The organism is Paenibacillus validus NBRC 15382 (assembly GCF_004000985.1).
GTDB classification, from domain to species: Bacteria; Bacillota; Bacilli; order Paenibacillales; family NBRC-103111; genus Paenibacillus_G; species Paenibacillus_G validus.
This window is the reverse complement of record NZ_BIMH01000012.1, coordinates 39930-61774: the sequence shown is the minus strand read 5'-3', so window position 1 is coordinate 61774 and position 21845 is coordinate 39930. Positions and strand designations below refer to the sequence as shown.

Sequence of the window (21845 nt, the reverse complement as noted above, 5' to 3'; positions counted from 1 at the left end):
GTAATAGAAAGAAAAAAGAAGTAAAATATATATAATATAGCAAATATAATATAATTCACTGATTAATTGACTGGTTATTCGGAATTCTGATATATTAGGTTCAGGAAACGATACACTAAATCGTTTTCTTTACTATTTGCTCGAAATGAGGAGTGCACGTTGAGAATCACTATTGATGATGTGGCCAAGCAGGCCGGTGTTTCCAAAACGACTGTATCCCGGATACTGAACGGCAATTACTCCCAGACTACGGAAGAAACCAAGGAAAGAGTTCAAAAAATCATTCGTGAGCTGAACTATCATCCGAATCCGATGGCCCGGGGATTGAAGCAAATGAGGACGAACATCATTGGCATTGTATTGTCGAATTTGAACAACCCTTTCTGGGCCAAGGTATTGGAAGGGGTAGAGGATACCTGTCGTTTGTCCGGATACAGTCTCATGATATGCAATTCAAATGAAGATTCATATAGAGAAGCGGAATTGATCGAAGGCTTTCGGATGCGGCAGGTTGACGGGATTATCGTCAACCCGACAGCCAATAACAAGGCTTTATTTGAGGAAATGGCCAACAACAAATATCCTCTTACTTTTATAAACCGCAGAATCGAAGGTATTGACGTCGTAGATAGCGTTGTCGTCAACAACATTAACGGAGCAAGAATGGCTGTAGATCATTTTGTTCAATTGGGCAAAAGAAACATCGTCACTTTCGTCTATCAGCCGCATGGCGTCAGTACATGGCAGGATCGGGTTACAGGCTTTAAGGAAGCCTTGTCCGAGCATGGGATCGCCGTTCATGATCGAGTGATTGAAGTGAAGAATGAAGTCGGCCGGGTGAAGGAAGCGGTCATCGAGTATTTTAAATCCTCATCGGCCGCGGATGCTGTTTTTTCCACAAGCAGCATGATGACTCTGGAAATATTGGAAGGGTTCAAGGAGCTGAATATCAAGGTGCCCGACGATGTTGCGCTCATTGGCTACGATGAAACGGTCTGGGCGAAGCACCTCAACCCTCCGCTTACGACGATCAAACAGCCGGCTTATGAAATGGGAGCTATCGCAGCGAAAAATATGATTAAGAAAATAACTTCCAAAACCAAAAAAAGGCCAAAAACCGTTGTATTGGAGCCTGAATTGATTGTAAGACATTCCTGCGGCTCGCATTAATCCTTTAATTGGCCCGAACGGTTTCCTGCGTGTTTGGGCCGCAAAAAGGAGCTTCCCCGGAAAGGGTCAAAATATTAAGGCTATGCGGAGAACCAGTGTCCGGGCGAACGTTTTCGAATAAAATGCAAGCGCTTAACAAGAGGCGAGTCGGAGACCGCAGCCCGGATAGAAATGAACGGACTTTTGGTTGACACATGCCGCCGGAGCATATAGAATAAAGCAAGGAAAACGATTTACTAAAACGGTAAACAAGAAGCTGCGGACAATGTCAGGTAACTTGGCCCCATGGTCATTTACATATCCTGAATCTACAACCACTAAAATTGAAGGGATGTTTACACATGGACGACAGAGAGAAGATCTTGGAATTGTGTAAGGATTTGCGGGTGGCAGATGCTCGCGACGGGATGGATGGGAACATGATGCATCATTAAGGCACGGTGCAGCACGATTTTCGAACGCCGAAAACTGTATGAGCAATTGGGTTGGGAACTCGATCACACCGTTCTGTAGGAGGAGATACGAATGGAAATCGCTTTTATCGGGTTAGGCGCTATGGGGCTGCCGATGGCCAAACGTCTGATTAAGGCTGAACACGGCCTGCATATTATCAAGCATAGAAACCCGCTGCCGGTGGAGGAGCTTGCCGGTATGGGCGCGACGGTGCATGAGCATGCGGCGGATGCCGTTCAAGCTTGCGATATGATCATCAGTATACTGCCTTCAGATAAAGAAATGGAATCCGTTTTGCTGGAGGAATCGGTTCTTGAATCGGCGAAGCCCGGAGCTTTGCTGCTGGAAATGACATCCGGCTCTCCCCAAATGATGAAAAAAGTTGCAAAAGCCTATATGGACAAAGGAATTCGCGTTCTGGATGCTCCGGTCAGCGGAGGGACGACCGGCGCCGAGCAAGGGACGCTTACCCTCATGATCGGCGGCAAGCAAGAAGATGTCGAGGAAGCGAAGCCGGTCATGGAAGCGATGGGCAAAAGCTTTTTCCTCGTCGGCTCTTACGGTGCGGGAAAAGCGGTTAAAGCCATCAATCAACTGCTGGCGGCTGTTCATATGCTTGCTTCTTCGGAAGCGCTTGCAATTGCCGAAAGTTTGGAAGTGGATTTGAATATGCTGAACGAGGTTGTCGGAAAGAGCTCCGGCGGCTCCTGGATTTTTGCCAACAAACTGAAAGCCGTGGCGGACGGCCAGTTTGAACCGGGATTTCGGTTAAATCTAATGAAAAAAGACGTCGGTATTGCGATCAAGGAAGGCGAAGGAATCTCATTGCCGATTTCCACCCTGGCTTACCAGCTCTACGAAATGGCGGCTTTAACGGACGGAGACCAGGATTTCGCTGCGGTAAGCAAGCTTATCCGCAAATAGAAATGAAATAGGATGAATGGAGCGGAAATCCGTGAACATGTGTGTGTTGGATGGCTATACGCTGAGGATCCGAATCCGCTGCTGCAGGCCAAAAATTGTATCATCACGCCTCATATTGCCTAGGGCTACCAAGGAAGCGCGCAGCCGTCTTTTGGATTTGGCCGTTGACAATATACAGGCGTTTGTGGACGGGAATCCCAAAAACGTTGTGCTTCCCCGCAATATTGTAAAAGCTTAAAATGATCGCCTTCATCATGACCCTTCCGGTGCTTCTGCATCAAGTATAAGGAAAATCCGCAAACTCGCCTACTTTGTGCTCATTGTCACGGCAACCGTGGTCACGCCCCCGGACTTTATTTCCGACATTCTGGTCGCGATTCCGCTGCTGCTGCTTTACGAAATCAGCGTATTCTTATCCGGCTGGGGATACCGGGGGCAGTTAGAAGTTGACCGCGCCTGGGAAGCGGAGTACGGCGGTACCTGAGGTGCAGCGCCTTATTACGAATTTGTGTTAACGATATACAGAATCAAGGCAACGTAACCTAAGACGATAAAAAAAATGTAGATCCAGGATAGTCGGGACCAGTTGCCTTTCGTTTTGGTATCGTATTGGGGGTTGCCCTCTTTGTTTTTTTTGGAAATGCCGACGAGAATGGTTGAGATTACAGCAACCAACATGATCGTAGCAAAAATAATATAGTAAGCAATCAGCGGCATTAGGGTCACCTCATCTGATGATCTTCTTCAAGTAGACAATATATCAACATTTTGTCGGCAAGTAACCATCCATTTTGTCGTCTTTTAACCCATCCAATCCAGCCGGTTCCCCTTAATCGTTCAGCGCATGCAATGCTTGGGCGAATTTCTGAATGCCGGACTCCAATTCATGATCGGCAGGCCTTGCAAAGCTGAATCGAACGTATCCCGGTTCAGAACCGAATACCGTTCCCGGCATGAACACGACGCCTCTTTTCAAGGACTCTTCCAGAAGCTTGGAATCATCGACAGGCTGATTGAGTTTCAGCCATGAATTCAAACCGCCTTGAGCCGGGATACAGCTAAACTTGCCGGCTAGCATTCGGTTCAGGGCCGTCATCAGGTGCAGCTGCTTCCGGGATAACGCATCCCGCAAGAACCGGATGTGCCGGTCGAATAGACCCGATCTTAGAAACTCATTGGCCAGCCATTGCGGAACGACGCTAAGTCCGAAGTCCATCTGCTGTCTTGCATCGGCCAGACGCTTGACGACGGTTTGCGGCGCGATCAGCCAACCGACTCGAAGTCCGGATGCGGCAATTTTGGAAAGAGATCCGACATACAGCACGGAACCATGCGCATCGATGGATTTCAAATTAGCCGGCGGACGGTTATCGAATGATGTCAAGCTGAACGGGTCGTCCTCCACGATAGGAATGCCGAGCTCTGCGGCGAGCTTCAATAATCGCGGACGTTTGGAGGCGGCCAGAATGCTGCCGGTCGGGTTCTGATAATTCGGATTCAGAAAGATCATGCGGATACGATGCTGCCGGAACAGACTTTCGATTTCCTCAGGATCAATCCCGTTCTCATGCACAGGTAAACGGAACAGCCGGAGTCCCGCGGATTGAAACATCGGAAGGGAATAGCTGTAAGAAGGATCCTCGATCGCGACAGCGTCACCAGGGGCTAATAAACACTGTGTAATCAAATAAAGGGACTGCTGCGATCCGGAAGTAATCAGAATCGAAGACTCTGTGGTACGAATATTCAATTGTTTGTCAAGAAAAGAGACCAGCGTTTCCCGCAACGGGAGAAAGCCTTGAGGGTCGTCGTAGCCTAATGACGCCTCGAACGGAGCTTCTCTTAACAGCTGCTGGATGGCCTGATTGGGATATAAATCGGGCGACAGCTCTCCGCTTGCAAAGTCGATGATCGATCCCCGCTCCCGCAAAACTTCCCGGATCCGACGAATCATAGGCAGGTTGGGCGCGAACGTCCCGCCCCGGGCGTACGCTCTCCAATTCGGGGTTAAACTCGGCGTTACCCCCAACAGCCGCTTGCTCACCCTGGTGCCGCTTCCCGAACTGCTCTCGACAATCCCTTTGGCACGCAGCTCTTCGTACGCCTGTACGACAGTGCTTCTGTTTACTTCTATTTGCTCCGCAAGCTTTCGCTCTGACGGAAGAAAGCTCCCCGGCGGGTATTCGCCGTATAGGATTCTTCGTTCCATATCATCGGCAATTTGCTGGTAGAGAGGTTTTTTGCTCCTACGGTCAGGCTTCCACAATGTTAGTATCACCCATTTATGCGAAATTTATCAGGATTGCCTCGCCGGGCAACCTCTCCCTATTATATGATCCATATGAAGCGGGCTTCAATGATTTGGCCGTTCTGTCACAAAGACTTCTATTTTCCGGTTCGAGGCGTGTTGCATGGAACCGCAATCTCAACCAGCGTTCCCTGCCCCGGGGTGGATTCGATATGAAAGGGGATCGAGTCCCCGTAAGCCAGCAGGAAACGGCGATAAACATTATAAATGCCCGTATGCCTTTGGAAATAAGGATCGATCCGTTCCCCTTTGGAGGCCATAAGCTCCGATAGCTTGGACATGATATCCGCAGGTATGCCCGCGCCCGTGTTGCGGATCGAAATACGCAGATGTTCCTTCTCCATCTTCGCCTCCACGGTCAATAAGAACTCTTCCGCGTTCATGGAAGGGCTCCACCCGTATTTGATAGCGTTTTCGACGAAGGGCTGTATGCTTAGCTTCATAATGGGGATTTCCAAGGCTTCCGGGTCCAGCTCGAAATGTGCATTGACGTCCAGCCCGTTGCGATAGTAATGAATTCTCATAAAATTTCGGATATAGGCCATCTCTTCTTTCAAGGGAGCCCAGCCGCCATCGTTTCGTACGGAAAACCTCATCATCTTGGAAACGGATTGAACCATCTCGCCGACCGCGTCGCCATGATTTCGGACTGCGTAGGATTCGATCGTTTCGAGTGTATTGAATAGAAAGTGAGGGTTAATTTGGGCTTGAAGCTGCAGGAGTTCCCGTTCCTTTTCCTTTAATTTGGACTGAAACACCTCCTGCTCCATCTGCTGCAATTCATCCAGCATGCGGTTATAGCTTCTCACCAAAAAACCGATCTCGTCGTTAACGGTCTGCATCTTGATCGGGACATACGTTCCCCGTCCCAAACTCTGCATCCCTTGCTTGAGCTTGTATAAAGGCCAAAGCACCATATTCATGACAGGAAACGCGATCACGATCGCAATCGCGAGACTGACGAAAGCAATGATTAACGTCAGAACAAACGATTGCTGGACGCCTTTGGTGATCCCGCTTAACGGAGCCATCCATACCAGCTTCCAATCCCCGTAGGGAATGTTCGCATAGGTCGCTTCATACGTCACACCGTCCGAGGTGAACAGAAATTCTTTGCTTGTCCGCGCGTCCTTCCCCAGCGCCTTACGGAAGTCTTGAAGCAAGGCTGCATCAATGGGGGTGTTGGAAACGGGCGTACTGCTCCCGGCGTGATACAACAGAAGCTGTCCTTCCTGTTCGGGGCTGGCATCGGTCAGCATGCTTTTGATTTTGTCTTCCCTGAGCTCCACGATGAACCAGGATCGAATATCCCCCGTATTCAGGTTGATGATCGGTCTGACAAAAGAAAAGACGTTCTCGTGCGTGCCGAGAAGAATATAATCCATGGCATGAGGCAGGGTAAGCTCCGGCTTGGTCGTGCTGAAAACCGTGCCGTAGATCGGGTCGTCCCGGAAGGAGTACCTGTAGTTCAGAGCTTTTTGATAAGAATCGAAGTAGACTTTGCCAAGCTGATCGAGATATAGAACGCCGACAATTTCATTGCGAAATTGCAGGGAGTTTTTCAGAATCGGCCGAAAGTCGATGATGAGGTTGGCTTGAGCAGCCAGATCGTCATCCGGCGTCGTCAAAAATTTTTGAAATTGGAAATTCGTAAACAGCGTATCGAACGATTGGTTCAGATCCTGCAAATAGTTCGTAATATCCTTGGACACAAACTCCACGTACTGGGAAGAGATAGACGCCGAATATTTGGTGCTGGAACGAAACATGAAGTATTGGGAGCTGTAGCTGACCAGAATAATCGGGATAACGGATAACGCCACTAACAGTAAAAAAAGTTTGTATTTCAGCGATAGATGGTCCACCTTATGTTTAAGGGACTGGAAAAACGGCGGCATGGTCATCTTCCCCTTTGAAACGATTCGTTATACTATTATTCTGCGTGAATGTTGTGATTCCTTGCAAGGAGATGAGCCGGTATGAAGATCTGCGTGGCCGATGATGAGAAGGAAGTGCGATTAAGCATCATACATAAGTTGAAAACGGTTTACCCGGCTGCTCAAATCTTTGACGTAGAGTTCGGGCGGCAAGCGTTGGAACAAATTCTTGTCGTACAACCGGATCTCGTCTTTTTGGATATTCGGATGCCGGAGATGGACGGTTTGGACATTTTGCGTGCGTTGAAACAAGAGAAAGCGCACATTCGAGTAGTTATTTTATCGGGATATGACGATTTTGACTATGCCCGGAGGGCGCTTCAGCTGGGGGCTACGGATTATTTGCTGAAGCCGGCGGACCGCGACCAGCTCCGCGATGTCGTGACCAAGGTGAAGCAGGAGATGGAAGCGGCGTTTCTGAAGGAGTTTGACCTATACCTGGGTCACTTATCCAGCCTTTATCTCTTTATTCATGATTTGCGCTGCTTGAACACGAGCCTATGGTTTGACGAACGGGAGGCCAAGGACATTCATCTCGGGGATACCGGGGAGCTGTTAAAGCGCTGGGAACGATCGCCGGAGCGTATCCTGATCGCCTTTTCCGTCAATCACGATTACGGCGGAATCGTCGTGAGCGCTTCCTCCGTTCCGGGAGAGCACCGGTTTCAAGCCAAGCGCGACTTTTTGCCGGTCGTGCAAAACGCCATCGAAGCCTGGGAAAGCCGCAGGTTTTTTGGTGCTTCGCAGCCGTCGCCGGAGAGCCGGAGAAAGGACCGGAAGGATGCGGGCAAACAAGCTGCCGGGCTCCGGCAAAAAATATTATCGTTTGCCAAGGAAGGCCATTACCCGAATTTAGAAACGGCGCTGGAGGCTTGGCTGAATACATTGCTTGATTTGGATTTAAATCAGCTCAAGAAAGAATGCGTTAATCTGATGGCGCTGCTCGACGAAGGTCTCAGCAAGAGCGATATGATCGTGATTGAAGACGAGAAGCTGCACTATTGGTCACAATGGGTAGCCAAACACAAAACGTGGGACGAGCTGAAAAGCAGGATCCGGAAGTTTGTTTTGGATGGCGTTCGCGCGCTGATGCATCTGGAGCATCAATCCGGGTTAAGCTGGTTTGACCAAGCGCTGCATATGGTAGATACGTCAAGAGACCCGAACTTGAGTCTGGAGTCCATCGCCGACGTCGTTGGGGTGCATCCGGTTACGTTAAGCCGTATATTCAAGCAGCAGACCGGTATGAATTTCGTCCGGTACCTGGTACGAAGCCGGCTGCAGCATGCCCAATCCCTATTGCTCAAAACCGACAAAAAGATCAATGAAATTTCCGAAGAAGTCGGATATGTCGATTACCGGTATTTCCGGACCTTGTTCAAGAAAGAATTCGGCTGTACGCCGTCCGAATATCGCAGGCGCAACGGCATCGGAGCTGCGGGCGATGAGGCGGATTCCTGAGGAGGCTAAAAAGTTCGCCCCTTTGCGCTAAATTATTCTCCTGTTTTCGATAAATCGATCTCCCTATAATTGAATAAAAGGCGTCGCTAACTATTCAAAAAAAAGGGGTAAGGGTTCATGAAAAAAGTAAAACATTTGATGCTTGTTTCACTTTCGGCACTTGTTCTTATCACAGGATGCTCGAAAAATGATTCCCCAACGGCTCAGGAAACGAACACATCCGCCAATGAAAAACCGAAAGCGCTTAAAGTGCTGTACGCTACCGTTGAAGCCGGGTCTGAAGCCATCATCGATGCGGCCAAAAAATACGAACAGCAGACGGGAATCAAGATCGAGGTCAATACGTTCCCGTATAACAATCTGCAGGAAAAAGTATTCTCCGAGCTGGCTCAAAAAAGCGACCATTACGATCTGATTGCCATCGATACGCCGTGGGTTCCTAAAATTATTCAGCATTTGGAGCCGATGACGACTTATATTAAAGCGGCAAAGCCGGAAAGCTTGCAGCTGAACGATTTTATTGCCAAGGCGTTCATGGATACCTCCGTGTTTAAGAAAGATGCCCCTCAGCTGAATCCGCCTCAGATGAACGAGATCAATCTGGATCAAATCGTCTCATCGGGATTCGATATTTGGAGCCTTCCGATCCAATCGAACGTGCTGACGGTAAGCTATCGTAAAGATCTCTTCAAAGATCCGAAAAACATGGAAGCATTCAAAAAGCAGTATAACCGGGAGCTTGCGGTTCCGCAAACGCTGGACGAGTACCTGGACATCGCCAAATTTTTCACACGGGACACGAATAACGACGGAAAAATCGATTTGTACGGGACGACGTTGATGGGGAAAAAGCACGAAGCGAATTTTGTGGATTTCAAGTCGTTCCTGAGCGATTTCGGCGGAAGCATCTTTGATGCGAACCTGAAGCCCGTCTTTAATGACGAAAAAGGCGTGAAAGCACTCGAAACCTACGGAAGCTGGATCAATCAGCATAAAGTAACGCCTCCCGGCGTGCTCACCTACACATGGGACGAAGTCGCTACGGTGTTCGGTTCCGGACAGGTTGCCATGGGGATGAACTACCACGATATGAAGCTCGATCCGAAGGTCAAGGGCGGCGAAACCGGTTACTTCGTGTTCCCGGGCGTGGACAACGGCGGCAACGTGGTAAGAGGCCCGCACTTTGGCTCTTGGGGCGTCGGAATCAGCAAATACTCCAAAAACAAACAAGCGTCTTATGAGCTCGCCGAATATTTGACAAGCCCTGAAGTGCAAAAAGGATATTTGAAATTTAATCAGCATGTGACTCGTAAATCCGCTTACGATGCAGCCAAATCGTTATCCGATCCCTTATTGAAGGAATATTATCAGGTTCTCGGGTCCTCCTTAAGCGTAGGCGTAGGCAGACCGCGGATTACGAATTACGATCAAGTGTCCGAAGCGGTTCAAATCGTCGTGAACGATTATTTATCGGGCAAGAAAGACGCGAAGACCGCGCTGAATGAAGGCGCCAAGCAAGTTGAAACGCTGATGAAGCAAGCGGGATATTGAGCTAAATAAGGCAGGCGCTTGAAAGCTCATGCTCAAGCGCCTGCATTAAACGGAGTGAACCCCATGATTAAAAATCAGGAATCGGGCAGGTTGAAGTATTTATTATTTGTGCCGACGATGCTCGTTCTCATCTCGATGACCATCGTTCCCTTTATTTTTTCTTTGCTCACCAGTCTGACCAATTACAAAGCGACGGAGCCGGAACGTTGGAGCTTTGTCGGATTGGACAATTTCGTTCGGGCCTTAACGGATAAGGATGTCCAAATTTCTTTTCTAAATACGGTCATTTATGTGGGCTGTGCCGTTTTTTTTGAATTTATTCTTGGTATTCTGATCGCTTTACTTATGAATCGGAAGATGAAAGGCATCTCTGTGATCCGCATGCTGCTGCTGCTGCCTATGATGGCTACGCCGGTCGCGGTGGGATTGATGTGGAGGTGGTTGTTCAACACCGATTTCGGGATCTTCAATTATTATTTATCCGCCTGGTTCGGGATCACCGGTCCCAATTGGCTCGGCGACCATGCGCTGGCGATGCCCGTTGTCGTCTTGGTCGACATCTGGCAATGGACGCCCTTCATGGTGCTTTCCTTATTGGCGGGCTTGCAGTCCTTGCCCGATGATCCTGTGGAAGCCGCTTGGATGGACGGCGCCTCGCCGCTGCAATTGTTTTGGCATGTTACTTTGCCGCAGCTAAGACCGGTTATTTTAGTCGTTCTCTTGATTCGGATGATCGATGCTTTTAAATCGTTCGATGTCGTTTGGACGCTTACGAACGGAGGCCCCGGTTTAAGCACGGAGCTGCTGAGCTTGCGCGTGTACCGGGTGGCATTTAAATTTTGGGAAACGGGTTATGCCTCTGCGATCTCCTGGTTATTCCTGATTCTTGTTATCGTTATTACGTCGCAATTTATCCGTTTTCTTTATAGAGAAACTTCGAAATGAGCTGAGGATCAAGATTGATTACCGAACATTTACGTACTGGGGTTGAAACATATGGGAATATCACCTTCTAATTCGAAACGGTTGGTCCTGAACCGGTTTCTCGATCTGTTAACGTACGTCATTCTCGTGATTTCCATCTTTCCTGTGTTATGGATGGTGCTCACTTCGCTCAAAACGTCGTGGGATGCACAGGCGCTGCCGCCCATCTGGGTGTTTGTCCCAACCTTTGAAAACTACACCGCCCTGTTCGCGAATAAAGGGTCTTCAAGCGAGTTTACAAGTTTGCTGTGGAACAGCGCATTCGTTTCCATCGTGTCCACGGTTCTTTCCGTCGCATTCGGCGCGCTCGCCTCTTACTCTTTATCCCGTTTCAGGCTGAAGCGAGGGAAGGACATCGCGATTTGGATTTTGTCGACCCGGATGTTTCCTCCGGCCGCCACACTTGTTCCGGTTTTTATGATGATGAGCTGGCTCGATCTGATCGATACGTATGCCGCTTTGATCATTCCTTACACCGCTTTTAATTTATCGTTCGTCGTTTGGATGCTCAAAGGCTTTTTCGACGATATCCCCATCGATTTGGAAGAAGCCGCGACGGTGGACGGATGCTCGAGAATGACGGCCTTTTACAAGATTATTCTGCCTTTGATCGCTCCGGGCTTAGCGGCAACCGCGATCATCTGTCTGATGTTCAGCTGGAATGAATTTATGTTTGCCCTGGTGCTGTCCAGGAACGATGTGGTGACCGCGCCGGTTATCGCGAATCAGTTCATTACGATGTACGGCGTAAAATGGGGCGAGCTGACGGCAGCCTCCACCATTATGACAACCCCTGTGCTCATCTTCGCCATTCTGGTGAGAAATCACATGATCAAAGGATTGACGATGGGCTCTGTTAAATAATTATTTTTTCGAATGGAGGATTATAGGATGAACACGATGAAGGGTGTCGTATTCCCAGGCCAGAAGCAAGTTCAAATCCAGGAGTTTCCCGTGCCGATACCGGGTCCGAATGAAGTCTTGATCCAGATGAAAGCCTCCGCCATTTGTCGCAGCGATATGAGCATCTATTACGGCAATCCCGTGGTAGGGGGAGATGCGGCGGCGACGAGAACCATCATTCCGGGACATGAGCCGGCGGGTCTGGTCGTTCAGACCGGAGAGGGCGTCGCTTCGATTCGCGAAGGGGATCGCGTTGCCGTTTACCTTGCGCTGGGCTGCGGAGAGTGCGTGCATTGCAAGAGCGGGTACATGATGTTCTGCACCTCATGGAAATGCGTCGGTTTCGATGTTCACGGCGGCGATGCCGAGTACATGGTGGTGCCTGAGAAAAATTGCATGAAAATTCCTGATTCCATGAGTTACGTGGCGGCTGCGGTATCTACCGATGCGGTCGGAACGCTCTATCATGCGCAGAAGCGCCTTCACATATCAGGCAAAGACACGCTGGTCGTATTCGGATTGGGACCGATGGGCGGGGCGGGCATTCTGGTCGCCAAGGCGCTGGGAGCGACGGTGATCGCCGTCGATATGATCGAGGAGCGATTGAAGCTGGCTAAAGAGGAATTGGGGGCCGACTTTACGATTAACGGGAAAACCGAGGATGTCGTAAGCAGAATCCGGGAATTGACCGGGAATCGGGGAGCCGATGCCGCTATCGATTGCTCGGGCAGCACCATCGCCGAGAATCAAGCCTTGGATTGCGTGAGACCTCATGGACGGGTTGCGTTCGTAGGCGAATGCCGGGAATCCACCATCCGGCCAAGCGAGCAGTTGATTCGCAAGCAAATTACGGTGATGGGCTCGTGGTATTTCCCGATCCAGGAATTTGAAGAAATTTGCGAGTTCATCGTCAGAAAGAACGTTGATGTCGAAAAATTAGTTACCCATAAATTCCCGCTGGAACAAGCGGAGCTGGCATTTCAAATGTTTGATGAAAGAAAAACGGAAAAAGCCGTCTTTGTTTGGTAATATTCCGATTACTCTTGGAGGTGCAGGCAATGAAAGGCATATCGTTTAATACGTGGGTGTACAGTTCTTTTCCGAGTTGGCTTCCGTCGTATCCGCTCGAGGAGGTCGTGAAGCGATTATCCGGTATGGGATATGACGGCATTGAAATCGGCTGCGCCAGTCCGCATGCTTGGCCCGATTATTTATCCAAGGAACGGAGAAGCGAGGTTAAGGCGCTGTTGAAATCGCATAGCTTGAACGTTTCTGCCATGCTGCCTGCGCCTGGCGGCGGTCCGGGGATGAACCCGAGCTCGCCTACGGCGGAGGAGAGGGCGTTTACCGTCAGGCATTACAAGGATGTGATCCGCCTTGCCCACGAATGGGAATGCCCGACCGTGATTTGGGTAGCGGGCTGGGCTGTTTTCGGAACGCCGCAGAAGGATGCTTGGAATTATAGTCTGGAAGGCTTGACGGATTGCGCCAAATATGCGAAAGAACTCGGGATAACGATGGTGGTAGAGCCTACTTCGGCGGACAGCAACTTGATCGAAACGGCCGACGACGCGCTGCAGCTGGCGGAGCAATCCGGGGAAGACAACGTGAAGGTGATGTTTGATACGTATCATGCGATCTACCGTAATGAAGTGCCGAGCGATTATGTGTACCGCATGAAGGATAAGCTCCACCACATTCATATTTCCGATGCCGACCGTCTGCCGCCCGGACAAGGGAGCTGCAATTTTGACGCCGTGCTGCGTGCGCTTAAAGAAATCGATTATCAGGGCTATTTGTCAATGGAAGTCGGATTTCATACGCGGGCAGCCGACCCCGATTGGTATGCCGCGACCTCGATTGAATATGTAAGGAAGAAGATGACCGAGCTTAACTGAAGCTAATTGAAGTTTCGACAGGTTACCGTTCATAGGGCTGTCCCAAGCGTAGTTCAGACTACGGAGGGACAGCCCTTTACGCATTCGTTTGCATAAATGACGATATTTGATGACATGATATACAGAAAATACCTATAGAGGTGTTTAATGTTTTTATTTAAATGGCTTACCAAGCAGCGAAAAGGCAAAATTAGCGGCGCTTTGCCGCAACAGGTTTCTTCAGAACCGCCTGTAGGGAATGATTTTGCGGCGAGACTGGGCTGGTTTCGGCAGCAGTTAAACAAATGTTCAGACGTTAAGTTTCATGAGGTTCAATTGCCGGGAAACATCCCTTTCGCATTGATTTATATCGAGGGACTGATCGATCAGAAGCTGCTGCAGGAGCAAGTCCTGTCACCGCTTCAGTTTGAATTGACGGGGCAATCGGCCCAAGAGCTGCTGCATCAAATTGTGGAGCTGAAGCGGCTTCCCGTCTCGTATCTGGAAACAAGCACGGAGTTAAACAAGGCTTTGTATGCTTTGTTTGAAGGTACGATTGTTTGTCTGATGGACAGCGAGCCGCAGCTCGTCTTGTTTCCGATGAAGTCCGTTGAGATCAGGTCCATTCAACAGGCGGAAAATGAGAACGTCATCCGCGGACCTAAAGAGGCTTTTGTCGAAGATATAGCGACCAACATCACGATGATCCGCAGAAGAATCAAACATCCGGCTCTAAAAACGGAGCATTGCGAGTTTGGCAAGTATACGAGAACCGCTGTCGTCATCTGTTACGTGGAGGGTTTATGCAAGCAAACGCTTGTCGATGAAGTAAAGGAACGATTGTCCCGAATTGACATAGACAGCGTGCTGGGCAGCAGCTATATTGGGGAATTTATTGAGGACAACCCGTTCTCCCCGTTTCCTCAGGTGCAATATACGGAACGGCCGGACACGCTAAGCGCAGCCCTGCTGGAAGGGCGAGTGGCGATAATGGTGGACGGAACGCCGATTCCGATTATTGTCCCGGTCACCTTGTACATGCTGCTTCAGTCGGCCGAGGATTACTATCAACGATTCATTGCCGCCACGTGGATCCGGTGGATTCGTTTCATCTTTTTGCTGGTTTCATTTCTGCTGCCCTCGGTTTATATCGCGGTAACGACGTTCCATCCGGAGATGCTGCCTCCGAATTTATTGGTCACGGTGGCTGCGGCCCGCGAGAATGTTCCTTTTCCCGCTATCGTCGAGGCGTTCATTATGGAAATTACGTTCGAAGGCCTCAGGGAAGCCGGACTCCGGATTCCGAAGCCGATCGGACAAACCGTTTCCATTATCGGAGCTTTGGTGATCGGGCAGGCGGCCGTTCAGGCAGGCATCGTTTCCGCTCCGATGGTTATTGTCGTGTCCATTACGGGCATAGCCTCTTTCATCATACCGCATTTCGATCTCGGGCTGACCTTTCGTCTCCTGCGCTTCCCGGTCATGATCCTTGCCGCGAGCTTCGGTTTATACGGTGTGATCATCAGTATTCTGCTGATTTATATTCACCTGGTATCGCTCCGGTCCTTCGGCACACCCTATCTTTCACCTACTGCGCCTATCGTGTTTAGCGATTGGAAGGACGTACTGATTCGGGCTCCCTGGTGGCTGATGAAGAAAAGACCGCTGCTGTACGGAACGAAAAGCGATGAACGGATGACGTATCGCGGAAGACCAATACTAGCTCAGGATGATGGTGACTGATGTTCCTGCATGTGACAATGAAAGCCGCGCGTTTGCTCCTGCCAGCCGCCTGTTTGCTCTGGATAACCGGATGCTGGTCCAGGGTCGAAATCAACGATAGAGCCTTTGTGAGCGGTATGTATGTTGACGTTTCCGAGGAGAGCGGCTATGAAGTATCCTTAGGCTTTCCCCTGTCGAACCGGTTGTCGTCCGGGGGCAGTATGCCTTCGGGAGGGGCCAGCGACGGAAATCCTTATGCGATTGTGAGCAAGAGAGCCGGCAGCATCCCCGAGGCCATCCGGAAAATCCGCTCGGATCTATCCCGGGAAATATCATGGGGACACTGCCGGATCATTATCGTCGGTACCAAAATGGCGGAGTCCGGCGTCGATCCGATCCTGGAATTCGTGACCCGTGAACCGAACTTTCACACGAAAAGCTACTTCTTGGTCGCCCCCGGGAAAGGAAAAGACATCACCGAGTTAACCCCTGTGTTTGAGCGGCTTCCTTCCGAGGTGCTGCGTGAATTTGCCGAACGAAAAGTCACTTTGGATACGAGTGTCAAAGACTTGTTAGAAGCGGCCGCAAGAGGAGGGGATGCGGCTGCCGCGCTGCTAACGATTGGCAAAGTGAAGATGGTAAGCGAGAAGGGGAAGTTAAGCACATGGGTAGGCACGGATGGCGCCGCCCTCTTTAAAAACGGAAAAATGGTCGGAACCTTCAATGTTCAGGAGATGAGAGCGGCGCTCTGGATTGATGGAAAAATGAAAAGCTCCGTCATTTCGTTGAAGTCGCCGACCGATGGAAAAACGATTAGTTTTCTCATCTTGAACTCGAAATCCCAAATAAAACCCGTTGTCTCGGGAGACCGTATCCGATTTGATATCCGGATTGAAGCGGAAGACGACGTCATGTCATCGGAATCGGATATTGATTTGAACGATCCGGAGCAAATCAGCAAGATCGAAAATTTGCTGTCGCAGCAATTGAAGGGAAGAATTATGAGTGCCATTCAAAAAACGCAGCAAATGGGGATCGATGTGTTCGCATTCGGCAGATATATCGAATGGCGGTATCCTAAAGTATGGTACGAGCATCAGGACCATTGGCGCAGCACGTATAAAAACTGCGAATTTAGCGTGGTTACCCAAGTAAGCGTGAAAAGAACGGGCGTTGAAAAAAATCCAATCGTGCGTCAGATGCAGCGTCAACAGGGTGGATCGCGATGATTGTCATGACCGTCATTTTTCTTGGGATAGCGTACTATGAGTGGCATTTTCTAAAAGCCCGCCAACGGCAAAAAAGAACCTACTGGATTGTAGGCGGCTGGCTGCTTGTCGCTTATGGGTATTTATTCGCGGTTTATACCGTCGAGGGCCTCCCAAGTCCTAATCAACTGATTGAATGGATGTTTGGCCCTATAGCACACATCGTTCGAAACTAAGGAGGCGGCTGTTCATGCAGCGGGTCACCCAGCTTCAGCTAGGTTTAATGTTCGTCCTGTTCCATTTTTCGACGGCTACGGGATTTTTAATGGGTCTGATTTTCCCGACGGCGGATTATCAGGGCTGGTTGGTCATCTTGACTGCCTTTGCCGGAGGGCTGCTTATTACTTATATTTCCTTTGCGCTTGCCAAGCGCAGACCGAGCGAGTTTCTGGTTCACTACGGCAAGGATCTGGTGGGCCGCTGGCTTCATATCATTCTGATGATCGGATTTGGTTTCTTTTTTATTCATCTTGCCGGCCTGGTGCTGCGGGAGATCACGGATTTCCTTATCCAGGTGTATTTGCCGACGACACCGTCGTGGATGGTCGCCAGCTTGTTCGCTTTTGTCGTTTCAATCGCCGTAAGGGCGGGGATCGAAGCGATTTTTCGTTGTGCCTCCGGCTTTTTTTTCGTCATTTTCGGCACGGCCTCGTTCATCCCTTTTATGTATGGCAAAGACTTGAATTTTAACCGCACGATTGCGCTCTTTACGCATTTGAATCCGGGCCGTCTATTTAGCGATACGTATCCGTTCATCCCCTGGTTCGGAGAAATGATGCTGATTCTTTTCATTTTCCCCTATATTCATAATTCCGGGAAGACGTTTCGTTCCTTATTGTGGTCGTCGGCTGCGAGCATTTACTTTATCGAGATGAGTTTCCTGTTATGTCTGCTGTTGTTTGGGCCGCACGTGTCGGCGCAATTGACCTACCCGGTGCTGGAAATGATCCGTTTTATCCGAATCGGCGGCTTCCTGGAAAATTTGGACCCTATTGTGGTTGCCATTTGGTTGTCCAGCTTATTTGTTAAAATTAGTATTCTGCTTTATATTCCGGTATTCATCACGGCCCAGCTATTCAGGCTTAAAGATACGAGGCCGCTTACTTTCTCGTTCGGCGCGATTATGCTGGGACTTTCCATGCATATCGTGGACAATTCGATCGAGCTCAATCAATTTCTGCTGCACGCTTGGCCGACTTTCGCGCTGGTCATGGAATGTTTGCCGCTCCTCTATTGGATCATATCGGTCATTAAAAAAAACGCTCCAACGTTAAAATGAGCCTGGGCCCAGGCTGGGCCGTTTCGTTACCGGACGGCATATCGCATTCATCCCGCACCTTTCCGGCTCCACGTACATATGCTGGTACAAATGCCTAGTGGAGGGGTGGGAAGTTATGGCGATTAAACCGCCGATTTTGCAGCAGGGGGACACCATAGGCATTGTCGCATTGGGAAGCCCCCTCAGCCCGGAAATCATCAACAACCGAGTGATGACATTGCAAGCCCTTGGTTTTCAAGTTGTCTTAGGAAGATACGTCTATGCCGCAGACGGATATCTCGCCGGCACGGATCAACAACGCGCAGCCGATTTCATGAGCATGATCGAGAATCCGAACGTCAACATGATTCTCCCTACGCGAGGAGGCGTAGGCGTAGCCGGTATTTTGCCGTTTCTCGATTATCCTGTCATTGCCCGCAATCCGAAAATCGTTTCGGGCTACAGCGATATTACCGTTTTGCTTAACGTCCTGTACCAGTTCGCCAATCTGATAACCTTCCACAGCTTGCTCCTCATCAATTTCACTACTTCCGAACCCGCTTATAGTTTCAATCAATTTTTTCAGGCAACTTCTACTCCGGTCGCAACAAGGCCTATCTTGAACCCGCCGGGCTTTCCGCTCATCGGCAGGGTGGGCGGCAACGTCACGGGTCCGATCGTGGGCGGCAATCTGACCTCGTTCTCGGATACGCTCGGAACGCCCTTTGAAATTGACACGAGAGGGAAAATTTTGCTGCTGGAAGATACGCACGAGCCGATCAACAAAGTATACCGCATGATCAACCGGTTGAAGTTGGCTGGAAAATTGAGGGATTGCATCGGGATCGTCATGGGTGAATGCACGGGCTGCCAGGTGGCCTACGGAAAAACATACGACGATTTGATCAATGAGGTGCTTGTGCCGCTCGGCAAACCGCTGCTGACGAATTTGGCGTCCGGACACGGGATCTACAAGGCGGCTATTCCGATCGGCGCTAGGGTTAATTTGAACGCGACCCAATCTACGCTGACGGTTGTCGAAAGCGTGGTGAGCGTCTGAGATTCAAGAGTTCGCGTGACTGTGCGGTGGGCTTCTTCCCAATATTTAACGTTAGAATTCAAACGTTTCCTCGTCTATAATCAACGGTGCAAGCATAATACATCAAAGGAGTTGGCACCGCTTGAGAAAAAAGATTACTTTCCTGCTCATGAGCACCGTAGCCAGTATGTCCATCGCCTTGACGGCCCATGCATCCGCATACACGGTCAAGCCGGGAGATTCCTTATGGAAAATCGCTGCGGCAAACAAGACGACTGTTGATCAAATCGTAAAAACAAACGGGCTATCCTCGACCTCGATTTATCCGGGGCAAGTCTTACAGCTCCCTGACGATCCGAATACGTATATCATCCAAAACGGCGATACTTTTTGGAAAATAGCCGCCCGTTACGGAATCAGCACACTCACGCTCATCCAAGCGAACCCGCAAATCGCCGATCCGAACAATATATGGCCGGGACTCGCCATTCATATTCCGCAAAAGCCTGCGGCATATCTGGAAGGCATTTTCCCGCTGCGGGCAGGTACATATGAACCGTTTACGAACAATTACGCCGATTCCCGGACATGGTCTCCGGACGGGACGGAAACTCGAACACATGAAGGCGTCGATATTATGGCGAAGAAGGGAACGCCCGTTTACAGCGTCATGGACGGAACCATCGTAAACATCGGCTGGAACGAGTATGGCGGTTGGCGCATTTCGGTCAAAGTGGATGACAATACGCAATTTTACTATGCCCACTTGTCCGGCTACGCGGACGGCATGAAGAAGGGCGCAACCGTTCGGAAAGGCCAATTGCTCGGCTATGTAGGAAATACCGGTTACGGGCCGGTCGGCACGGAAGGAAAATTCGATCCGCATCTGCACTTCGGCATTTATACTATTAATCCATGGCAACCCGTTGATCCTTACACGTACCTGAAATGGTGGCAATTGAACGGGAAGTAGACCTCCTGTACGGATATGATTCATGAAAAACCTCCACCCCCGCCAGATCCGGCGGGGGTGGAGGTTTTTGGCCTGCTTGTTCCACTCAATGAATATCTTTCTTCTTAAAGCGTCCGCCTTTCACATCGTGGATGTTGCCGATGGCGAGGAAGGCGGCAGGATCCATTTCCTCTACGATCGTCTTCATCTTCGCCTCTTCAAGGCGGTTAATCACGCAGAAAATGACTCGCTTCGGGCCTCCGGTAAAGGCGCCCTCGCCGTTCAAATACGTGACTCCACGGCCTAGACGGTGGAGAATCGCTTCGCCGATTTCCTTGTTGTAGTCGCTAATGATCCAGACGGATTTGGATTCGTCGAACCCTTCGATCGTAATGTCAATCATCTTGAAGGCAATATAGTAAGCAATCAATGAATACATGGCGTGATCCCAGCCGAACACGAAGCCGGCGCTTCCGAGGATGAAGAGGTTGATGAACATGACGATTTCGCCGACCGAGAACGCCGACTTCTTGCTGAACAAGATCGCCACGATTTCCGTACCGTCGAGCGATCCGCCGGAGCGGATGACGAGGCCTACGCCGATGCCCAGAATGATGCCGCCGAATACCGCAGCTAACAGCGGATCGATGGTAAGGGGCGGGACCGGATGGAGCAGCGTAGTGCCGATCGACATGATCAGGACGGAGTATAGGGTGGAAATCGCGAACGTTTTTCCGATTTGCTTATACCCTACAATAAGAAACGGAAGGTTGAGAAGTAACAGAAAAATACCTAGAGGCAGTCCGCTTAACACTGAGGAAATGATGGAAATGCCGACGATCCCGCCGTCGATGATTTTGTTGGGCACCAGAAAAATTTCTAAGCCTACCGAAACCATTGCAGCCCCTATGGTCATGAAAATAGACCTGCGGAGCAATTTCAACTTCTTGATTTGGCTGTGCTGCGGCTGCTGTTTAGCCGCTGTCGTGCCTGTGTTCATGAGCAAGATTCCCCCTCGATCTTTGTATGTGATTCTTCAAGCGCAAACTCTGCGGTCAACTCATCGATAATCAAATCGATGGCTGCGAGCTGCCCTCTGAAAAAATCTTTCATCTCCACAAATTCCGCTTGCTCCACTTGCCGCTTCAAAGCGTTCTTTCGAAGCAGGAGTCGCGAGACATAATGCTCGACTTTGGATTTGCGATAAGTTTCCGCCATCATAAACCTCTTATATGTTAATAATGTTCACATAAATTGTATACCAATGTATACGAACGCGCAACTTTTTGAATGATCAGCCGAACCGATCGATCCGTTCCAAGGGATGCTGGCATCACCAAAGTCGTGAAAAACTAACCGTTTAATTCCAGATAGCCCAGGAAGATCCCGGACATCAGAAGCACGTTTGCTACTTGATCCGCAAGGGAAAGGGGCTCGACAGCTCCCGCACGATGGGCGGTGCGGAAGATACGACAGCCGATAGCTTGGACGTTTTGACGAACGTTTTTTTGTCGGGCTGGCAAGAATCAACATGGACTTGGCGGGTAAAAGCTGAACCGCCTACTTCGCCTTGGAGAAGCTGTTCGGCGCGAACAGCCGATTCGGCTTCTATCATCGCAGCTTTGCGCAAGCTCCTCGCAACCGTGCTGGTCGAAGGCGTCCGCCTGTTCCCGGACGGCGGTTGGAAAATATCCTCGACCCGCAACACTTCCCGGCCTGGCCAATATATTTGTGCCCTATCAACGCATGCCGCCTGCTCGGTTGGACTTGGGAACAGACGGGCACGGCAGCGGACGCGGCCCATGTGAAGGGGCTGACGCACGAAACATTGTCGTTCTGGAGCTGGAACGGGCAAATCATTTCCGGGGAAATTATGGGCAGTAAATAGGATTCTCGCGGGGTCACCGGCATTTTATGGCGGAGGAAACGGCGGAAGCGGTATAACAAGCAGCATAAGCGTCTACGTGTTCGCTGATCGAGGGATGTGGCGAGAGGGTCAGTGATTATCAAATTCATGTTAGAGATGTGGAAGATATGT

21 protein-coding genes are annotated in these 21845 nt (G+C 50.0%); 16 read left to right on the top strand and 5 right to left on the bottom strand.

Annotated features, from left to right (window positions below):
- Window positions 1–159: 159 nt before the first annotated feature.
- The 3 genes from PVA01S_RS10765 (at window position 160) to PVA01S_RS10755 (ending at window position 3031) form a co-directional block, all read left to right on the top strand.
- Window positions 160–1170: a LacI family DNA-binding transcriptional regulator gene (locus tag PVA01S_RS10765; protein WP_127607490.1), complete on the top strand. Its 1011-nt coding sequence runs from the start codon at window positions 160–162 to the stop codon at window positions 1168–1170.
- Between the two features lie 525 nt (window positions 1171–1695).
- On the top strand, window positions 1696–2547 hold the full coding sequence (locus PVA01S_RS10760; protein WP_127607488.1) for an NAD(P)-dependent oxidoreductase: 852 nt from the start codon (window positions 1696–1698) through the stop codon (window positions 2545–2547).
- Between the two features lie 283 nt (window positions 2548–2830).
- On the top strand, window positions 2831–3031 hold the full coding sequence (locus PVA01S_RS10755; protein WP_127607486.1) for a twin-arginine translocase subunit TatC: 201 nt from the start codon (window positions 2831–2833) through the stop codon (window positions 3029–3031).
- 14 nt (window positions 3032–3045) lie between these two features.
- Here the strand turns inward: PVA01S_RS10755 and PVA01S_RS10750 are convergent, their stop codons facing one another.
- The 3 genes from PVA01S_RS10750 to PVA01S_RS10740 all read right to left on the bottom strand — a co-directional run bounded on the left by PVA01S_RS10750 (window position 3046) and on the right by PVA01S_RS10740 (window position 6753).
- A complete protein-coding gene (locus PVA01S_RS10750; RefSeq protein WP_127607484.1) occupies window positions 3046–3264 on the bottom strand; it encodes a hypothetical protein in 219 nt (72 codons plus the stop codon).
- A 112-nt stretch (window positions 3265–3376) separates the two neighbouring features.
- On the bottom strand, window positions 3377–4813 hold the full coding sequence (gene pdxR, locus PVA01S_RS10745; RefSeq protein ID WP_127607482.1) for a MocR-like pyridoxine biosynthesis transcription factor PdxR: 1437 nt from the start codon (window positions 4811–4813) through the stop codon (window positions 3377–3379).
- A 119-nt stretch (window positions 4814–4932) separates the two neighbouring features.
- A complete protein-coding gene (locus PVA01S_RS10740; protein WP_127607480.1) occupies window positions 4933–6753 on the bottom strand; it encodes a cache domain-containing sensor histidine kinase in 1821 nt (606 codons plus the stop codon).
- 81 nt (window positions 6754–6834) lie between these two features.
- Between PVA01S_RS10740 and PVA01S_RS10735 the strand changes: the two genes are divergently transcribed.
- From PVA01S_RS10735 to PVA01S_RS10685, 12 genes are all read left to right on the top strand, one after another.
- On the top strand, window positions 6835–8253 hold the full coding sequence (locus PVA01S_RS10735) for a response regulator transcription factor (RefSeq protein ID WP_127607478.1): 1419 nt from the start codon (window positions 6835–6837) through the stop codon (window positions 8251–8253).
- Between the two features lie 117 nt (window positions 8254–8370).
- A complete protein-coding gene (locus PVA01S_RS10730; protein ID WP_127607476.1) occupies window positions 8371–9804 on the top strand; it encodes an ABC transporter substrate-binding protein in 1434 nt (477 codons plus the stop codon).
- A gap of 63 nt (window positions 9805–9867) precedes the next feature.
- Window positions 9868–10749 (top strand): carbohydrate ABC transporter permease, encoded by an 882-nt coding sequence (locus tag PVA01S_RS10725; protein ID WP_127607474.1) that lies wholly within the window; start codon window positions 9868–9870, stop codon window positions 10747–10749.
- 51 nt (window positions 10750–10800) lie between these two features.
- Window positions 10801–11652: a carbohydrate ABC transporter permease gene (locus PVA01S_RS10720; RefSeq protein WP_127607472.1), complete on the top strand. Its 852-nt coding sequence runs from the start codon at window positions 10801–10803 to the stop codon at window positions 11650–11652.
- A 27-nt stretch (window positions 11653–11679) separates the two neighbouring features.
- On the top strand, window positions 11680–12720 hold the full coding sequence (locus PVA01S_RS10715; protein ID WP_230875906.1) for a zinc-dependent alcohol dehydrogenase family protein: 1041 nt from the start codon (window positions 11680–11682) through the stop codon (window positions 12718–12720).
- Between the two features lie 29 nt (window positions 12721–12749).
- Window positions 12750–13589 carry a sugar phosphate isomerase/epimerase family protein gene (locus tag PVA01S_RS10710; RefSeq protein WP_127607471.1) on the top strand — a complete coding sequence of 280 codons (840 nt, stop codon included), beginning with the start codon at window positions 12750–12752 and terminating at the stop codon, window positions 13587–13589.
- A 147-nt stretch (window positions 13590–13736) separates the two neighbouring features.
- On the top strand, window positions 13737–15311 hold the full coding sequence (locus PVA01S_RS10705) for a spore germination protein (protein WP_127607469.1): 1575 nt from the start codon (window positions 13737–13739) through the stop codon (window positions 15309–15311).
- Window positions 15311–16519 carry a Ger(x)C family spore germination protein gene (locus PVA01S_RS10700; RefSeq protein ID WP_127607467.1) on the top strand — a complete coding sequence of 403 codons (1209 nt, stop codon included), beginning with the start codon at window positions 15311–15313 and terminating at the stop codon, window positions 16517–16519. Before PVA01S_RS10705 ends, PVA01S_RS10700 begins: the two co-directional genes overlap by 1 nt.
- Window positions 16516–16734 carry a hypothetical protein gene (locus PVA01S_RS26585; RefSeq protein WP_164751795.1) on the top strand — a complete coding sequence of 73 codons (219 nt, stop codon included), beginning with the start codon at window positions 16516–16518 and terminating at the stop codon, window positions 16732–16734. The genes PVA01S_RS10700 and PVA01S_RS26585 overlap by 4 nt, the downstream gene beginning before the upstream one ends.
- A gap of 14 nt (window positions 16735–16748) precedes the next feature.
- Window positions 16749–17837 carry a GerAB/ArcD/ProY family transporter gene (locus PVA01S_RS10695; RefSeq protein ID WP_164751794.1) on the top strand — a complete coding sequence of 363 codons (1089 nt, stop codon included), beginning with the start codon at window positions 16749–16751 and terminating at the stop codon, window positions 17835–17837.
- 115 nt (window positions 17838–17952) lie between these two features.
- Entirely contained in the window at window positions 17953–18876 is a 924-nt protein-coding gene (locus tag PVA01S_RS10690) for a S66 peptidase family protein (protein ID WP_127607463.1), read from the top strand.
- Between the two features lie 121 nt (window positions 18877–18997).
- Window positions 18998–19828, top strand: a complete 831-nt coding sequence (locus tag PVA01S_RS10685) for a M23 family metallopeptidase (RefSeq protein WP_127607461.1) — start codon at window positions 18998–19000, stop codon at window positions 19826–19828.
- Window positions 19829–19913: 85 nt separating this feature from the next.
- Here PVA01S_RS10685 and PVA01S_RS10680 read toward each other — a convergent pair whose 3' ends face one another.
- Window positions 19914–20807, bottom strand: a complete 894-nt coding sequence (locus tag PVA01S_RS10680; protein ID WP_127607459.1) for a YitT family protein — start codon at window positions 20805–20807, stop codon at window positions 19914–19916.
- Window positions 20804–21025 (bottom strand): hypothetical protein, encoded by a 222-nt coding sequence (locus tag PVA01S_RS10675; protein WP_127607457.1) that lies wholly within the window; start codon window positions 21023–21025, stop codon window positions 20804–20806. The genes PVA01S_RS10680 and PVA01S_RS10675 overlap by 4 nt, the downstream gene beginning before the upstream one ends.
- 194 nt (window positions 21026–21219) lie before the next feature.
- Here PVA01S_RS10675 and PVA01S_RS10670 point away from each other — a divergent pair, with 194 nt between their 5' ends.
- Window positions 21220–21615 carry a hypothetical protein gene (locus PVA01S_RS10670; protein WP_127607455.1) on the top strand — a complete coding sequence of 132 codons (396 nt, stop codon included), beginning with the start codon at window positions 21220–21222 and terminating at the stop codon, window positions 21613–21615.
- The last annotated feature ends 230 nt before the right edge of the window (window positions 21616–21845 follow it).

Excerpts from the sequence above, each read along its gene's own strand:
- PVA01S_RS26585 (WP_164751795.1), top strand. The coding sequence starts at position 16,516 with ATGATTGTCATGACCGTCATTTTTCTTGGGATAGCGTACTATGAGTGG.
- PVA01S_RS10750 (WP_127607484.1), bottom strand. The coding sequence starts at position 3,264 with ATGCCGCTGATTGCTTACTATATTATTTTTGCTACGATCATGTTGGTT.
- PVA01S_RS10695 (WP_164751794.1), top strand. The coding sequence starts at position 16,749 with ATGCAGCGGGTCACCCAGCTTCAGCTAGGTTTAATGTTCGTCCTGTTC.
- PVA01S_RS10725 (WP_127607474.1), top strand. The coding sequence starts at position 9,868 with ATGATTAAAAATCAGGAATCGGGCAGGTTGAAGTATTTATTATTTGTG.
- PVA01S_RS10700 (WP_127607467.1), top strand. The coding sequence starts at position 15,311 with ATGTTCCTGCATGTGACAATGAAAGCCGCGCGTTTGCTCCTGCCAGCC.
- PVA01S_RS10740 (WP_127607480.1), bottom strand. The coding sequence starts at position 6,753 with ATGCCGCCGTTTTTCCAGTCCCTTAAACATAAGGTGGACCATCTATCG.
- PVA01S_RS10690 (WP_127607463.1), top strand. The coding sequence starts at position 17,953 with ATGGCGATTAAACCGCCGATTTTGCAGCAGGGGGACACCATAGGCATT.
- PVA01S_RS10705 (WP_127607469.1), top strand. The coding sequence starts at position 13,737 with ATGTTTTTATTTAAATGGCTTACCAAGCAGCGAAAAGGCAAAATTAGC.
- PVA01S_RS10735 (WP_127607478.1), top strand. The coding sequence starts at position 6,835 with ATGAAGATCTGCGTGGCCGATGATGAGAAGGAAGTGCGATTAAGCATC.
- PVA01S_RS10715 (WP_230875906.1), top strand. The coding sequence starts at position 11,680 with ATGAACACGATGAAGGGTGTCGTATTCCCAGGCCAGAAGCAAGTTCAA.
- PVA01S_RS10675 (WP_127607457.1), bottom strand. The coding sequence starts at position 21,025 with ATGGCGGAAACTTATCGCAAATCCAAAGTCGAGCATTATGTCTCGCGA.
- PVA01S_RS10760 (WP_127607488.1), top strand. The coding sequence starts at position 1,696 with ATGGAAATCGCTTTTATCGGGTTAGGCGCTATGGGGCTGCCGATGGCC.
- PVA01S_RS10680 (WP_127607459.1), bottom strand. The coding sequence starts at position 20,807 with ATGAACACAGGCACGACAGCGGCTAAACAGCAGCCGCAGCACAGCCAA.
- PVA01S_RS10720 (WP_127607472.1), top strand. The coding sequence starts at position 10,801 with ATGGGAATATCACCTTCTAATTCGAAACGGTTGGTCCTGAACCGGTTT.
- PVA01S_RS10710 (WP_127607471.1), top strand. The coding sequence starts at position 12,750 with ATGAAAGGCATATCGTTTAATACGTGGGTGTACAGTTCTTTTCCGAGT.
- PVA01S_RS10730 (WP_127607476.1), top strand. The coding sequence starts at position 8,371 with ATGAAAAAAGTAAAACATTTGATGCTTGTTTCACTTTCGGCACTTGTT.